This is a genomic window from Flavobacterium coralii (genome assembly GCF_019891545.1).
GTDB classification, from domain to species: Bacteria; Bacteroidota; Bacteroidia; order Flavobacteriales; family Flavobacteriaceae; genus Flavobacterium; species Flavobacterium coralii.
The window spans coordinates 31,394-45,992 of the sequence record NZ_JAHDIU010000013.1 but is presented as its reverse complement, the minus strand read 5'-3'; the positions used below and the strand labels follow the sequence as shown (position 1 = coordinate 45,992).

Genomic DNA, 14,599 nt, shown 5'->3' with positions numbered 1-14,599 from the left:
GCCGTAAATATGAAAGTTTTCTTAAATAAAAAACACCTGTATGAACTGCCCAAAAAAGTTAGACACTATTTTGGGGCATTTATGGAAAGAAAATCTAAATACAGTTATTGTTCTATACTCAACTATGTCAGGGAGGTTTTAGAGAAGAACAGGACAAATAAATCTGTTGCTAAAGGGTTGGAGTTAAAAAGTATGAGTCTTATAAAGGTGAACATTGCAAAATAAATAGTGCGTAATATACTGTCATGTGATTTTAAAGCCTAACATACACATGAAAAGCGGGCAAGATAACGAACTGGAAACGGATATAAAAAGATATATATCACCTGCTATAACCATTATAGTATTAAAAGAAATGAGCCCGGTTAAATACCGAGCTCATTGTTTTCAAACATGATTATAAATTTCTCTAAACTTTAGGGTGCCGCATTTGTTGCGGCTTTTGTAGTATTATTTTATCAGGGCAGGTTGTACCCATTTAAACACATGTGGTTCTTCGGGTATTACTATCCTTTCACTTATCCTTGCCATCCTGTCCGGGAGCTTCATCAGGAAATCCCTTGCTTTTTCAGCTTCGGCAGTAAGCCCGGTTATTTTGTCTATCTGCCATTTTTCTATCAGCTTGCGCAGTATATCTACATAATCCTGTGCGGTATAAACGCCTATGCGCTGTGCCGAATCAGAGAACTGTTCAAATGCACCACTTATCTTTTGCCCTGATTCCCTTAAAAAGTGGGCCGGCATGGTTATTTTCAGCTTCATCATGTGTTGAAAGGCCAGCATCATTTCGCTTGGGTCAACTTTAAAAATACGATCAACAAATTCACTGTACGCCAAGTGGTGGCGCATCTCGTCACCTGCAATAAGCCTGCACATTTTAGACAGCTTGTTATCGCCGAATTTTTTGGCTATCTGCGACACACGGTTGTGCGATACATAAGTTGCCAGCTCCTGAAAGCTGGTATAAACAAAGTTTTTATACGGGTCGCGGTCGGTACCAATATCAAAACCATCGTTTATAAGGTGGTGGGTAGTCATTTCAACTTCACGCATGTTTACGCGCCCGCTAAGGTAAAGGTACTTGTTAAGTGTATCACCGTGGCGGTTCTCTTCGCCTGTCCAGTGGCGCACCCATTTGCTCCAGCCGTTTCCTCCGCTTTCTACCTGGTTAATACCTTCTACATCCATTAGCCACGACTCATAGGTTGGCAGGGCTTCTTCGGTAATGGTGTCACCCACCAGCACCACCCAGAAATCATAGGGCAGGTCTTTAGCAATTTCCCTCAGTTCCTTAAGGTCTTCAGGAAAGTTTTCATTCTGGCTGTCGGGCAATAAATCGCTCGGCTGCCATATTTTTTCTACCGGTACAAGGTAATTGTCGACGAAGGTGTCGATGTTCTTTTCCAGAAACTGCATTACCTCTATCCGGATATTCTTTATTGACATAATTATTTAATTTTTACTCCTTGTGTTACTTCTCTCTCAGTACGTTCCATCAGCTCAGCAAAAGGAATACTCTTTACGGCAAAAGGCTCATGCACATTAAAACTAATGCTGCTGCCAAGCCCAAGCGGATACTGCCCGAATTTAAACAGTTTCCATGAGTTGTTGATGCTCACCGGAACAATGTAGGCAGAAGGTGCGTATTTGCAAAGGATTTTAAGACCGTTTTCAGAAAATCGTTTCGGCACGCCTGTTTTGCTGCGGGTACCCTCGGGGAAAATTACTGCCGAGCGTTTGTGCTTTTCAATATATTCCGCAAGCTCTTTTATGGCAGGCAGTGCCTGTTTGGGGTCTTTCCTGTCTATAAGTGCCGAGCCGCCGTGCCTGAGGTTATAAGATACGCTTGGTATACCCTTGCCCAGTTCTTTTTTACTGATGAACTTTGGATGAAACTTCCTCATGAACCAAATGATCGGTGGTATATCATACATGCTTTGGTGGTTCGATACAATAATAAGCGGAACGCCCTGCGGTATTTTCTCTATACCATGAAATTTATACGTTGTCCCCAGTATGTTAGTGCAGTGCATAAGGAGCCAGTTAAGGATATCAACGCTTTTCTTATGGGCATCATATCCTAAAACGTTAAAGCAGAACCACTGTACAGGATGAAAAATAACCAATATCAGCAGGAATACAATATAAAACACCGCTGATAGCGGGTATGAAAGCACCTTCTCCATTTAGCTTATAGAAATTCGCGTAAAAGTACTACCTTTTATTAAAATACTAAAAACTTTTAGTATGCCTGCATATATAAATGCAACAACCGCGCCAATTGGCACGGTTGTAATATTAATTAGCTGATAATTAGCAGAATTCGTTATAAGCGTCTTTTAGGTTTTCTGCAATCATTTCGGCAGGGCGTCCTTCAATATGGTGGCGCTCCAGCATGTGTACCAGCTCGCCATCCTTAAACAGCGCCATAGCCGGCGATGACGGCGGGAACGGGAACATCAGTTCGCGGGCTGCATCTACAGCATCTTTATCTACCCCGGCGAATACCGTTATCAGGCTGCTTGGCGTTTTGCCATTGTCAAGGCTCATCCTTGCCCCGGGGCGGGCGTTACGCGCCGCACATCCGCACACAGAGTTTACTACTACCAGCGTAGTGCCTTGCTTAGAAATTGCATTTTTTACCGCGTCGGCTGTATATAATTCTTCAAAACCTGCTTCTGAAAGCTCAGCGCGCATTGGTTTTACCAGTTCTTCAGGATACATATCTTTTATAATTAAAGTTTTAGGCTGTAAAGTTACAAAGAAATACTGTTCTAAAAAATACTACATTTAAAACAGGTTGCGCAAAAGCGCTTTTATAAAAGGCATTTTAGGGCAGGCCCATATTACCTTTAGCTCTTCGGCAAATGTTGTTTCTTCATCAAGGAATTTAAATATGAGCTGCGGGCGCACCTTGCGGAACATGGCACTAAAAATAGTACTCCCTATTTCGTTGGTTTTATACAATATATCCAACAGGAGCAGGTCATAAAACCAAAAGCGGTTTCTGCTTCCCAGCTTCCTGAAATCATTATGCTTTTGCATAAAACTGATAAGCTCCCTGCTTTTTTTTGTGGTATTTTTAAAAGTATATCCGGTGCTTGCCTTTGTCCACCCCCCGGCAGAGCCTATATTTATTATATTTTTTGTGTTCTCTTCCCAAAATGGGTAGCAGGTCATGGGTATGTTGCCTTTCTCGGTTTCGGTTATAGTATAATGGCTAACCATGTTAGTAAGATAATCTTTAATCGCATCTTCATATTCTGCTATCGGCAGCAGGTCTTTAGAGAATAGCGTATATTCTATCAGCGCTTCCGTTTCACTTAGCGGCAGCACATACATAAAGCGGGTGTTGCCGCGTTGCGGTATGCTAAAATCCATAAAGGTAACGCAGCCGCTGTCAAAAACAGGTTTATCCGTTTTAACGAACCATCCTATAAAGTGCTGCTGCAATAGCGGGTATTTGCTTTTTTGAACCATTTCAGGCTTATATATGCTATTGAAGAGTTTGTTGCAGGTGTAGGTGCTTAAAGCTGTTGTAACTGTTACAATACTGCCATTATCAGTAAATGCTGTAACGCTATCTTTTACAATGGTTACGTCACTATTTTGTTTGATTAGGCCACGAACACTACCGTAAAAATCAGCACTTCGCAGCATTTTATAGCGGTAGGGTGCAAGCTGCATCCTGTTGCTGAAACCGGCATCGGCAAACAGCGCATAATCCCATTGTTTGCTTAGTAAGCCATCCCATTCGCCGCTGCCTGGCTCCCAAAAGCACCAGGTACGGTCGTTACCTTTGTTGCTGTCAGGCTCTATAACCAAAATGCTTTTGCCTGTAAAGCTGCCCGATTGCACCATGCGCTGCAACGTCATTAAAGTAGCAAGCCCACCACCTGCAAAAATAAAATCGAAATGCTGTTGTGTCATAAGCACCAAATTTAGTTAAAAAAATAAAAGCAGAATATTTAGACTTATCTAAAAATGTTTTTAAATAAATCAAATTATAGTTATATTTGTTAGGATAATTAAGTGCTGTATGACTTATTCAGAAGAAAATTACCTTAAAATTATATACCATCTTTCTACCGGCGCCAATAAAGGCGTTACCACAAATGCCATTGCAAGCGAAATGGAAAGTAAACCCTCATCTGTTACCGATATGGTGCAGAAGCTTGCCGAAAAAGGGCTTGTGGAATATAAGAAATACCAAGGCGTTTCCTTAACTAAGGAAGGTCGCTGCGCAAACACCGCCTGTGGGAAGTGTTTTTGCTGGAAAAACTTGATTTTTCATGGGATGAGGTACACGATGTGGCGGAGCAGCTTGAGCATATAAAATCGGAAAAGCTAACCAACAAACTGGAAGAGTTCCTGGATTTCCCTACTGAAGACCCGCATGGCGACCCGATACCTGACCGTGACGGCAACATTAAAAAAGTGGATAAAAAACTGCTCTCTGAAGTGCCTGCCGGTAAACGGGTAATATGTGTTGGTGTGAAAGACAGCTCTTCGGCCTTTTTGCAGTACCTCGATAAACAGCAGATTGCGCTTGGTTCAGGTATAGAAGTGGTGTCGCGCGAAGATTTCGACCAGTCGCTTACACTGCTTGTTAAAGACAGGCAGCTTTTGGTATCCAATAAAATAGCATCTAACCTTTTTGTAAAAGTCGTATAATATGTTTAGCAGTATAGTTGCTTATTTTGAAAGCATACCGCCCGTGCTGGCGGCGCTTTATGCCACGCTGTTCACGTGGTTTTTAACGGCTTTCGGTGCGTCTTTCGTATTCTTCTTCAAGAATATGAACCGCGTAGTACTCGATGGTATGCTGGGTTTTACGGGTGGCGTAATGATAGCGGCAAGCTACTGGAGCCTGCTCTCGCCCGCAATAGATATGAGCACCGGCGAAGGCTTTGCCAAAGTAATGCCTGCTGCTGTGGGTTTTATAATGGGTGCAATCTTCCTCTTCGGGTTAGATAAGGCACTGCCGCACCTGCACATCAATTTTAAGGAAAGCGAAAAAGAAGGTATAAAGACACCATGGCAGCGCACCACATTGTTAGTGCTTGCCATAACCCTGCATAACATACCCGAGGGGCTTGCCGTTGGAGTGCTTTTTGGCGGCGTGGCCGCAGGCATACCCGAAGCTTCTATAGCCGGGGCGTTAACGCTTGCCATTGGTATTGGCATACAAAACTTTCCTGAAGGGATAGCAGTATCTATGCCGTTACGACGAATGGGCATGACGCGCACCCGTAGTTTTATGTACGGGCAGGCATCGGCACTGGTAGAGCCTGTTGCCGGGGTTTTGGGTGCTGTTGCCGTTACTTTTTTTACCCCCATACTGCCTTACGCCCTTGCCTTTGCGGCAGGTGCCATGATATTTGTGGTGGTAGAAGAGGTAATCCCCGAAACCCAACGCGATAAAAATACTGATATTGCCACGCTTGGCCTTATTGCAGGTTTTGTTGTGATGATGGTGCTTGATGTGGCTTTGGGATAGACTTAATGGCAGCCGCAGTCGTCATCGGCACAGTTGCCTTTTTTTTTCTTTTTAAAGAAATACTTCTTAATAAGGTAAGCTACTGCAACAGCCACCAGCGCATAGGTTATAATTTCCTGTAGGGTCATGGTAATGTTTACTTTAGCAGTTGGTAGGCTATTAAAGAAACAAGGTACGCAAAAATACTCATACTAAAAAGCTGAATGGCAGGCCATTTCCAGCTGTTGGTTTCTTTTTTGGTTACGGCAAGCGTACTCATGCACTGCATGGCAAAGGCATAAAAGAGCAGCAGCGATATACCCGTAGCGAAATTGAATACCTTTTGCCCGGTTTCAGGGTTTGTTTCCTGTTTCATGCGTTCTTTTATGGTTGCTTCGTCATCGGCACCACTACCTATGGTATATATGGTTGCCAGCGTACCCACAAATACTTCACGCGCCGCGAAGGATGTAACAATTGCAATGCCTATCTTCCAGTCGTAGCCTAAAGGCCGTATGGCAGGCTCTATGCTTTTACCGATATGCCCTATGTATGAGTTCTCAAGCTTATAGGATGCTATTGCATCTTTCAATTTATCTTCTCCAAGGCTGTTTCCGTACTGCTCTGTAATAATCTGTTCTGCGCGCTCCATTTTATCACCCGGCCCATGCGAACCCAAAAACCAGATGATAATAGATATGGCAAGAATGATTTTACCAGCACCATATACAAACGCTTTTGTTTTTTCTACTACGGTAATGCCCACGTTTTTAGCTAACGGCATTTTATAGTTAGGCATTTCGGCAACAAAGAAGCTCTTGAATTTGGTTTTAAGTATTTTATTCAGGATTATGGCCGCACCTATTGCCCCTAAAAACCCTAACAGGTACAACAGCATAAGCGTAAGCCCCTGCAGGTTAAAAATACCCCACACTGTGCGCTGCGGTATAATTAGTGATATTAATATAGCATAAACAGGTAGCCTGGCAGAACAGGTAGTAAAGGGTGTTACCAGTATGGTTATAAGCCTCTCGCGCCAGTTCTCTATATTACGCGCTGCCATAATAGCCGGTATGGCACAGGCCGTACCCGATATTAACGGCACAACACTTTTGCCGCTAAGCCCGAAGCGTTTCATGATCCTGTCCATAAGGAAAACCACACGGCTCATATAGCCGCTTTCTTCCAGTATGGAGATAAAAAAGAACAGGAAAGCTATCTGGGGTATGAAGATTACCACGCCGCCAATACCCGGAATAATACCTTCGGCTATAAGCTCTGTAAGCTTCCCGGGGGGCAGGTTATTGGAAGTATAAGAACTAAGCCATGTAAAGCCTTCGTCTATAAGATCCATTGGTACGCTGCTCCAGGCAAAGATAGACTGGAATATTACCAGCAGTATGGCAAAGAATATAAGGTAACCAAAAATTTTATGCGTTAAAATACGGTCCAGTTTTGCGCGGAGGTCTTTCGCCTTTGCGGTGTCAACCGTCATGCCTTGCTTCAGTGTATCATTTATAAACTGGTAGCGTTTGATGGTTTCCTTTTGCTGCAGGCGCTTCAGTTCTGATTTTGATTTGGTAAACGAGTCCTCAATCTCATTACGCTCAAGCTGCCCGAAGTTTACATCCTGCGTAATAACCAGCCAAAGCTTGTATAGCAACTGGTTGGGGAATGCATTTCGAAGCCTGCCGAAATATTCAGGGTCTATAGATGAAGCGTTAAGGCAAGGCTCTGTAGAGAGTGAAGCATATTCTGTAATAAGCTCTTTCAGTTTAGTGATACCTGTACCTTTGCGCGAGCTTACCAGCGCTATTTTGGTTTTCAGCCGCTCTTCAAGCAGTGGTATATTAAGCGATATGCCTTTCCTCTCCATCCTGTCGGCCATGTTTATAACAAGTATGGCAGGTATTTCAAGGTCTTTTATCTGGGTAAAAAGCAGCAGGTTTCGTTTCAGGTTTTCTACATCGGTAACTACTACCGCCACATCAGGAAAATCTTTGTCGTTCCGGTTCAGCAGCAGCTCTATAACTACGTTCTCATCCATAGAGCTGGCATTAAGGCTGTAGGTGCCCGGCAGGTCTAAAATAACGCCTTTAGTATTTCCGGGCAGCCGCACCGATCCCTGTTTACGCTCTACCGTAATGCCCGGGTAGTTGCCTACCTGTTGGTTAAGCCCGGTTAGCTGGTTAAAAACAGAAGTTTTCCCGGTATTTGGGTTGCCTATAAGGGAAATTTTTATTGTGCGGGTTGCCATTTAATGTCAGTCTCTTATGATTTCAACGTCAATTTCGGCGGCAGTTTCCATTCGTATGGCAACGTGGCTGTCGTTAACGTTGATGTAAATTGGGTCGCCCAGGGGCGCAACTTGCAATAATTCCACGGTATTGCCGGGCAGGCATCCCATTTCAAGCAGCTTGAGCGGGATAGCGTCGATATTAAATTCGGTGATAATGGCTTTCTGGCCTTTTTTCAGCCCTGCAAGAGTGGTTTTCAAAGCTTATTTAGAATAATTAAGAATACAAATTTACAAAAAATTAACTTTCAGGGGCTAATTTTCGTGCTTACTTAACCAATTGATATCTTCTAAAAGCTGCTTAACGTTCTTTTCGCCCTCTACCTCTTTATCAAGGTTGGTGCCGTTATAAAAACCGCGTATCCTGCCCTGGGTGTCAACCAGCACAAAGTTTTCGGTATGCACCATATCATACAGCTCGCCAACAGTGTTGGTTTTAACCGCTAAATATGATTTACGCGCTATATAGTAAATGTCTTTCTTATCACCTGTTACCATATTCCATTTGCCGTCTATAGCGCCCATTTTAGTAGCGTATGCCCTTAGTACGGGCACGCTGTCAATTTCCGGTGTAACTGTGTGCGACAGCAGCATAACTTTTGGATTATCTTTTATTTTATCCTGAAGCCATACCATGTTTTTTGTCATTATAGGGCAAATAGTGGGGCAGGTGGTAAAAAAGAAATCAGCAACATAAATTTTGCCTTTGTAATCTTCTTGGGTAATGGTGTCGCCGTTTTGGTTTACAAAAGAAAAATCGGCAATTTTATGGTGGCGGCTAATGTATTGCACAGTGGTATCCACCAGCTCGGGGTTCACATCACTCGGGTTGTATATTTTTAAACTTTTTTCCGGCTTTAGTGCGTCATAAAACAGTGCCAGTATAATAGCCGAAAGCACCAACATTACAATAAAGAAGATTTTATATTTTTTGAAGAAGGAGAGCATATGCATTTATTTTTTGCAAAATTACGAAAGCATCATGCATATAACAGAAGATAATGCAGGTTTTAAAACGTTAAAAATGATTGGTTAAGCTACTTTTTGCCCTTTTGGCATGGCTTTTTCGGTTAACTTTATATTTTTGTAGAACTTGGTTTAAAACACAAAATATGAAACTCAACAAGAAAGCAACACTTGCAGCGGCTGCACTTATTATAGGCGCAACGGCTGTAACTACTGCACAAAACAAGAATGTAGCACAAAAGCCGGGCATTAACCTTGGGTATATGGACACTAAGGTTAAGCCTGCTGACGATTTTTTCAGGTATGTAAACGGTACCTGGGTAGATAAGACCGATATACCCGGAAATAAAACCCGCTGGGGCAGTTTTGACGAGCTGCGTGAGCAGACCAATAACGATGCGCTTGCCATACTTAAGGAAGCCGCCGCAAACAAAAAGCTTGACCCTAAATCTGATCAGGGTAAAGCGGCAAGCCTTTATAAGAGCATAATGGATACTGTAGCCCGCAACAAGCAGGGCATAGCACCATTAAAGCCATACCTTGCCAAAATAGATAAGGTTAAAAACGTGAAAGACCTGCAGGCGCTTCTAACAGGAATGGAACCCGAAGGCGGGCTTGGCTTTTTTGGGGCCGGTGTAGGTACCGATGCCAAGAACAGTAACCGCAATGTGGTATATATAAGCCCGGGTTCTTTAGGATTGCCGGACAGGGACTATTATGTTTCTGATGATGAAGACTCTAAAGATAAACGTAAGAAATACATTCAACATGTGGCACGTATGCTTACTTATTTAGGGTATGACAACAAACGCGCACTTAAATCGGCAGAAAATATACTTGCGCTTGAAACAGCGATGGCAGAGCCGAGGCTTGACAGGGTAGAGCGCCGCGACCGCCGCAAAACTTACAACCCAATGACTGTAAAGCAGCTTCAGGCAGAAGCGCCTTCTATTAAATGGGATGCATACCTTAAAGGTATCGGTATTGCCAAAGTAGATACGGTTATAGTATCTCAGCCAAAATATATGGCGGCACTTGACCAGCTTTTAAAAGAAAATAAAGTTGAGGACTGGAAAGATTACATGAGGTGGACGCTAATAAATAAATCGTCTGATTATCTTACTACCGATATTGAAACAGCAAACTGGGAGTTTTACAGCAAAACCCTGCGTGGCGCACTTAAAGAAGAGAAGCGCGATATTAACGCCCTGCACACTATAAACGGTACTGTTGGCGAAGCACTTGGTAAGCTTTATGTAGAAAAGAAATTTCCTGCAGAGGCTAAAGAAAAGGCACAAGACATGATTAAAAATGTGATGCTGGCTTTTGAAAACCGAATTAACCGCCTGCCATGGATGGCAAAATCTACCCGTGAGAATGCTATAGAGAAACTACGCAAGCTGCGTGTTAAGATTGGTTACCCGGATAAATGGAAAGATTATTCGGCACTTACTATTACCAGCCCAGAAGCCGGAGGCGCCCTGTTTACTAACATGAAAAACATTGCGAAGTTTAACTTCAATGAAAATATAGCAGAGCTTAACAAGCCGGTAGATAAAGATGAGTGGCACATGGCACCACAAATTGTAAATGCTTATTTTAACCCGAGCAATAACGAAATTGTGTTTCCTGCAGGAATATTACAGCCGCCTTTTTATGACTACAGGGCAGATGAAGCGGTTAACTATGGTGGTATAGGGGCAGTAATTGGCCATGAAATATCACATGGTTTTGATGATTCGGGGTCGCGTTATAATGCAGATGGTAACCTTGTTAACTGGTGGAGCGATGAAGACCTTGAGAAGTTTACAGGGCTTGGAGGCGCACTTGCAGACCAGTACAGCGCTTTACAGCCGCTACCGGGTACTTATGTTGACGGTAAGTTTACACTTGGTGAAAATATTGGCGACCTTGGCGGGGTTAATGCCGCTTATGACGGGCTTCAGCTATATCTTAAAGAGCATGGCAACCCGGGGCTTATAGATGGCTATACGCCTGAACAGCGTTTCTTTATAAGCTGGGCTACTATATGGAGAACCAAGATGAGGGATGAGGCCATTAAGAACCAGGTAAAGACAGACCCGCACTCACCGGGAATGTACAGGGCTTATGTGCCATTACAAAACGTAGATGCTTTTTATGAAGCTTTTAATATTGAAGAGGGTGACGGAATGTATATAGCGCCTGATAAGCGTGTAAAGATATGGTAAATAAAGGTCCCGCCTTCAAGGCGGGATTTTTGTTTAATGTTATCAGATTTGATTTCAGTGCATTAGCCTATCTACATGCTTGATTTATAGGATATATCTTATAATTTGTGTTGTGCTAAGAGTATAACAATATTCAACTTTGTTTAAAGTTTTTATAAAAAAAATTAACAATAGTTAACTTTACATAAATTTGTGATAATCATAACCAAATAAATATGTAAAGCTATGAAAATCAATTTCTTAACAAAAACAGCCGCTATTATGGCTTTTGCCGTTGCACAGTTTGTAACTTCGTGCAGCAGCGATGATGACAACAACAATAACAATCAGCCGGACAACACTATTGTTGATATAGCTGCGGCTGACCAGAATTTCTCAATTCTGGTGCAGGCGCTTGACCGAGCCGGCCTTGTAGCAACACTTGACGGTGATACCGAATTCACGGTGTTTGCACCAACCGATGCTGCTTTTGATGCATTTCTTGATGCCAAAGGTTTTGAAACAGTAAACGATGTACCTGTAGCTGTACTTAGGGAAATACTGCTCAACCATGTGGTTTCGGGTACTGTAATGTCATCTTCACTGCAAACAGGATATGTAAAAACGCTCGCTAAAGGCAGTGCTTCTTCTACCAATACTTTAAGTATGTTCATTAACACTGCAAGCGGTGTAGTTATTAACGGTGGTGCTGCAAATGGTGGTGCAACTGTTACTTCTGCCGATATTGAGGCCAGCAATGGTGTTATACACGTTGTTAATAGCGTAATTGATTTACCTACCGTTGTAAACCACGCTATTGCCAACCCTGCGTTCTCTATACTTGTACAGGCGCTTACAAGAGATGATCAACCTGATTTTGTTGGTACACTTTCCGGTACTGCAAACTCTCCTTTCACTGTTTTCGCTCCTACAGATGCTGCATTTGTGGCTCTTCTTGATGAGTTAAGCCTTGAAACATTGAACGATGTGCCTCAGGCTACACTTCAAAATGCGTTATCATACCACGTTGTAACAGAAGCTAACGTACTTGCTGCTACTTTAACTGACAATATGAGCGTTACTACTTTTCAGGGAGGTTCATTTACAGTAAACCTTGAAGGGGGCGCTTCTATTACAGATGCTAATGACAGGGTATCTAACATTATTGTTACAGATGTACAGGCATCAAACGGTGTGGTACATGCTATAGATAAGGTTCTGCTTCCGTAATTAATAATTATAAAAGTTAGAATGCTAAAAGCCCGGTTATTCCAGCCGGGCTTTATGTTTAGTTGCAGTTATTATACATTTCAGCAATTTCTATAGATTCTCTTGCGTCATACTCCTCACTCGCTATTTTTTCTATCAGGGCAGGGCAATCTGCAAAAAATTCCATTGCAAATTCTTTAAATTCATATCTTTTATAATTTGGTTTAATAATAGAGCCGCGTTGTATTGAACTGTACATCACGGGTGTTTGCGAGCCGGTTTTAAGCAGGTACAAATAAGTAAGTTCTGTCATTGTAAGTAATCCAACTGTAGGCCGATATTCCAGTACTGTAACTTTTGGCCCTTCAGATAGTATTTGCATCATCCGAAATTTTAGGTTTGTTTGTTTACTAAAGTTGAAGGTGGAAAAATATGATTCAAGGTAAACATATCGCTGAACTTCACCATCAACGTTTATTTCGGCTAATTTTATATTTTCAGCCGGAATCTCTTCGATTATTTCATTTTTCGAATTCACAAGATTGATTCCTGTATCATAATTCATTTCAACGATTCCGGTAATTATATTGCCGTCATCAAGCGTTATTTTGCCTTCGTAAGTTTGCGAGTAGAGGCTAAAAGAAAAGAGCAGGCTGAGAATAAAGTAAAGTTTTTTCATTTTGGTTTAGTTAAAGAGGTTAAATATAGAATATTATTTAATTAAGCGCATTTACAAAATGATTATTTTCCGATTTTTTTATATTGTTAAATAAATTGTTTTATTACCATAATTTAACTATTTTCATCAGCAGCAGCAGCATCTGCTCCAATATTAATTATGAGCAATAATAGGGCTCGGAGGAAGAAGTATTTTAAATTAAAAATATCAGTTTGTATTTGTTAATTGCGGAAAAACCGCAATTCAGTATTATATTTAAAATATAACTTTGCCTACCCAAAATGTAAATACATCCAACTTGAAAAAGGTATTACGGGTTCTTGCGATTGACGACCACGTGGTTGTACTTGAAGGGTACCATGCAATATTTAAGACCCTTAACGGAACGCATGGCAATCTTGAATTTATTAAAGCCGGAGACTGCAGGTCGGCATATAATACTATTGAGCAGCATCTCGAAAACCCTTTTGATGTAGCGGTAGTTGATTACAGCATACCTGATTATGCCGAGAAAGATCTCTATTCAGGTGGCGATGTTGCGCTCATGCTGAGGAAAAAAATGCCGCACTGCCGTATACTAATGATGACCATGCACAAAGAGGTTGATATTATGAGCCGCATTTTAGAACATGTAGAGCCTGAAGGTTTTATTAATAAAAGCGACTGTACTACCGACGAACTTTTTGAAGGTTTTAAAACCGTGCTTGACGGCGGTACTTTTTACTCTAAAACCGTGTCTAATTTCCTGAAAAGGCTTGAAACAGGTATTATATTGGATGAAACTGATATCAGAATAATTAAGTTACTGGCAAAGGGGATAAAAAATAAAAATCTAGACAAATATATACCGCTCACGGTTAGTGGTATAGAAAAACGAAAATACAGGATAAAAAGGCTGCTTGATATTGAAGGCGGCGATGAAGAGCTTATACTCGAGGCGCGCAAACAGGGCTATATATAATTGCATTATATATACAAAAACCACCCGTATGAACTACCCCATAAAGGTTTGACTCTATTTGAGGCATTTTTACGTAAAGAAAATCAAATACAGTTATGAGTTAAGTTCAACTGTGTCCGAGAAGTTTTTAGAGAAGAACAGGACAAATGAATCTGTTGCTAAAGAGTATGGTTTTGAGGATCAAACTGAATTTAAAGGAAATGAACCCAGTTAAATACCGAGCTCATTATTGTCAAACATAATTATAAATTTGTCTCAACTTTTGGGTGTATCTTATAAAAGATTGATTTTTTATTATGGCCTGTCCCAAAAAGGGGGTGGCGTTATGCCAAGTGCCCTCAGGTAAACATATCCCTGCGCCCTGTGGTGTATTTCGTTATCAATAAAATATAAAATGGTTTTGTAAACTGTGTTTTCATACTGCCCGAATGCCACTACTGTCTCTGCAAAACGACCTGCTGTAATTTCAGGCCACAAGCTGTTCAGCACATCGGTTATTTCATCCCATAAGGCGAGTAGTTCTGCTTTGGTTTGCGGCATGCCTTCGCCCGTAGCGTGGGGCAGCTCATCTACATTATCCCATTCGTTCGTTACAATGCCCTGTATGCCGGGGCCGGTAAGGTCTATAATCTCCATTGCCATTTGTGCAAAGGTGCGCATACCGCCAACAGAGTAATTAAAAAGGTCTTTTTCAGGAAATGCCTCTATAACCCTGCGTGTAAGGCTCCTGTGCCCCTGCCAGTGATGTAATACCGTTTCGGGGGTAAATACTGTAGCTGGTGCTACTGTTGCTGCATTGTTTTCCATATTGTAAATAATT

At 41.8% G+C, this 14,599-nt stretch carries 15 protein-coding genes and 1 pseudogene; 6 read left to right on the top strand and 10 right to left on the bottom strand.

Features of this window, described 5'->3' with window-relative positions; translation table 11 throughout:
- The first annotated feature begins 9 nt into the window (after positions 1-9).
- Entirely contained in the window at positions 10-225 is a 216-nt protein-coding gene (locus KJK34_RS14700; RefSeq protein WP_223054653.1) for a hypothetical protein, read from the top strand.
- Between the two features lie 225 nt (positions 226-450).
- Here KJK34_RS14700 and KJK34_RS14695 read toward each other — a convergent pair whose 3' ends face one another.
- From KJK34_RS14695 to KJK34_RS14680, 4 genes are all read right to left on the bottom strand, one after another.
- Positions 451-1,446 (bottom strand): acyl-ACP desaturase, encoded by a 996-nt coding sequence (locus KJK34_RS14695; RefSeq protein ID WP_223054652.1) that lies wholly within the window; start codon positions 1,444-1,446, stop codon positions 451-453.
- A gap of 2 nt (positions 1,447-1,448) precedes the next feature.
- Complete coding sequence (locus tag KJK34_RS14690) at positions 1,449-2,186, bottom strand: lysophospholipid acyltransferase family protein (protein WP_223054651.1); 738 nt, start codon at positions 2,184-2,186, stop codon at positions 1,449-1,451.
- Between the two features lie 127 nt (positions 2,187-2,313).
- Positions 2,314-2,724, bottom strand: a complete 411-nt coding sequence (locus KJK34_RS14685) for a BrxA/BrxB family bacilliredoxin (RefSeq protein ID WP_223054650.1) — start codon at positions 2,722-2,724, stop codon at positions 2,314-2,316.
- 66 nt (positions 2,725-2,790) lie between these two features.
- On the bottom strand, positions 2,791-3,930 hold the full coding sequence (locus KJK34_RS14680; protein ID WP_223054649.1) for a lycopene cyclase family protein: 1,140 nt from the start codon (positions 3,928-3,930) through the stop codon (positions 2,791-2,793).
- 109 nt (positions 3,931-4,039) lie between these two features.
- Between KJK34_RS14680 and KJK34_RS14675 the strand changes: the two are divergent.
- Positions 4,040-4,674, top strand: a pseudogene (locus tag KJK34_RS14675) (metal-dependent transcriptional regulator).
- A 1-nt stretch (position 4,675) separates the two neighbouring features.
- Positions 4,676-5,500 carry a ZIP family metal transporter gene (locus tag KJK34_RS14670; RefSeq protein ID WP_223054648.1) on the top strand — a complete coding sequence of 275 codons (825 nt, stop codon included), beginning with the start codon at positions 4,676-4,678 and terminating at the stop codon, positions 5,498-5,500.
- A 2-nt stretch (positions 5,501-5,502) separates the two neighbouring features.
- On the opposite strand, the gene KJK34_RS14665 is transcribed toward KJK34_RS14670, so the two are convergent.
- From KJK34_RS14665 to KJK34_RS14650, 4 genes are read right to left on the bottom strand one after another with little or no spacing between them, the layout of a single operon-like run.
- The gene (locus tag KJK34_RS14665; protein ID WP_223054647.1) at positions 5,503-5,628 is read right to left on the bottom strand and encodes a FeoB-associated Cys-rich membrane protein; all 126 of its coding nucleotides are present in this window, start codon (positions 5,626-5,628) and stop codon (positions 5,503-5,505) included.
- A gap of 8 nt (positions 5,629-5,636) precedes the next feature.
- Complete coding sequence (gene feoB / locus KJK34_RS14660) at positions 5,637-7,736, bottom strand: ferrous iron transport protein B (RefSeq protein ID WP_223054646.1); 2,100 nt, start codon at positions 7,734-7,736, stop codon at positions 5,637-5,639.
- 6 nt (positions 7,737-7,742) lie between these two features.
- Positions 7,743-7,976 (bottom strand): FeoA family protein, encoded by a 234-nt coding sequence (locus tag KJK34_RS14655; RefSeq protein ID WP_223054645.1) that lies wholly within the window; start codon positions 7,974-7,976, stop codon positions 7,743-7,745.
- A 54-nt stretch (positions 7,977-8,030) separates the two neighbouring features.
- Positions 8,031-8,723 (bottom strand): SCO family protein, encoded by a 693-nt coding sequence (locus KJK34_RS14650; protein ID WP_223054689.1) that lies wholly within the window; start codon positions 8,721-8,723, stop codon positions 8,031-8,033.
- A 164-nt stretch (positions 8,724-8,887) separates the two neighbouring features.
- On the opposite strand from KJK34_RS14650, the gene KJK34_RS14645 reads away from it, so the two are divergent.
- Positions 8,888-10,951: a M13 family metallopeptidase gene (locus tag KJK34_RS14645; RefSeq protein ID WP_223054644.1), complete on the top strand. Its 2,064-nt coding sequence runs from the start codon at positions 8,888-8,890 to the stop codon at positions 10,949-10,951.
- A gap of 225 nt (positions 10,952-11,176) precedes the next feature.
- Positions 11,177-12,160, top strand: a complete 984-nt coding sequence (locus tag KJK34_RS14640; RefSeq protein WP_223054643.1) for a fasciclin domain-containing protein — start codon at positions 11,177-11,179, stop codon at positions 12,158-12,160.
- Positions 12,161-12,218: 58 nt separating this feature from the next.
- Here the strand turns inward: KJK34_RS14640 and KJK34_RS14635 are convergent, their stop codons facing one another.
- Positions 12,219-12,818, bottom strand: a complete 600-nt coding sequence (locus KJK34_RS14635; protein ID WP_223054642.1) for a hypothetical protein — start codon at positions 12,816-12,818, stop codon at positions 12,219-12,221.
- A gap of 298 nt (positions 12,819-13,116) precedes the next feature.
- Between KJK34_RS14635 and KJK34_RS14630 the strand changes: the two genes are divergently transcribed.
- Positions 13,117-13,779 carry a response regulator gene (locus KJK34_RS14630; RefSeq protein ID WP_223054641.1) on the top strand — a complete coding sequence of 221 codons (663 nt, stop codon included), beginning with the start codon at positions 13,117-13,119 and terminating at the stop codon, positions 13,777-13,779.
- Positions 13,780-14,073: 294 nt separating this feature from the next.
- On the opposite strand, the gene KJK34_RS14625 is transcribed toward KJK34_RS14630, so the two are convergent.
- Positions 14,074-14,586, bottom strand: coding sequence for a DinB family protein (locus KJK34_RS14625; protein ID WP_223054640.1), 513 nt, complete (start codon positions 14,584-14,586; stop codon positions 14,074-14,076).
- Between the last annotated feature and the right edge of the window lie 13 nt (positions 14,587-14,599).

Excerpts from the sequence above, each read along its gene's own strand:
- KJK34_RS14700 (WP_223054653.1), top strand. The coding sequence starts at position 10 with ATGAAAGTTTTCTTAAATAAAAAACACCTGTATGAACTGCCCAAAAAA.
- KJK34_RS14695 (WP_223054652.1), bottom strand. The coding sequence starts at position 1,446 with ATGTCAATAAAGAATATCCGGATAGAGGTAATGCAGTTTCTGGAAAAG.
- KJK34_RS14690 (WP_223054651.1), bottom strand. The coding sequence starts at position 2,186 with ATGGAGAAGGTGCTTTCATACCCGCTATCAGCGGTGTTTTATATTGTA.
- KJK34_RS14685 (WP_223054650.1), bottom strand. The coding sequence starts at position 2,724 with ATGTATCCTGAAGAACTGGTAAAACCAATGCGCGCTGAGCTTTCAGAA.
- KJK34_RS14680 (WP_223054649.1), bottom strand. The coding sequence starts at position 3,930 with ATGACACAACAGCATTTCGATTTTATTTTTGCAGGTGGTGGGCTTGCT.
- KJK34_RS14670 (WP_223054648.1), top strand. The coding sequence starts at position 4,676 with ATGTTTAGCAGTATAGTTGCTTATTTTGAAAGCATACCGCCCGTGCTG.
- KJK34_RS14665 (WP_223054647.1), bottom strand. The coding sequence starts at position 5,628 with ATGACCCTACAGGAAATTATAACCTATGCGCTGGTGGCTGTTGCAGTA.
- feoB (WP_223054646.1), bottom strand. The coding sequence starts at position 7,736 with ATGGCAACCCGCACAATAAAAATTTCCCTTATAGGCAACCCAAATACC.
- KJK34_RS14650 (WP_223054689.1), bottom strand. The coding sequence starts at position 8,723 with ATGCTCTCCTTCTTCAAAAAATATAAAATCTTCTTTATTGTAATGTTG.
- KJK34_RS14645 (WP_223054644.1), top strand. The coding sequence starts at position 8,888 with ATGAAACTCAACAAGAAAGCAACACTTGCAGCGGCTGCACTTATTATA.
- KJK34_RS14640 (WP_223054643.1), top strand. The coding sequence starts at position 11,177 with ATGAAAATCAATTTCTTAACAAAAACAGCCGCTATTATGGCTTTTGCC.
- KJK34_RS14635 (WP_223054642.1), bottom strand. The coding sequence starts at position 12,818 with ATGAAAAAACTTTACTTTATTCTCAGCCTGCTCTTTTCTTTTAGCCTC.
- KJK34_RS14625 (WP_223054640.1), bottom strand. The coding sequence starts at position 14,586 with ATGGAAAACAATGCAGCAACAGTAGCACCAGCTACAGTATTTACCCCC.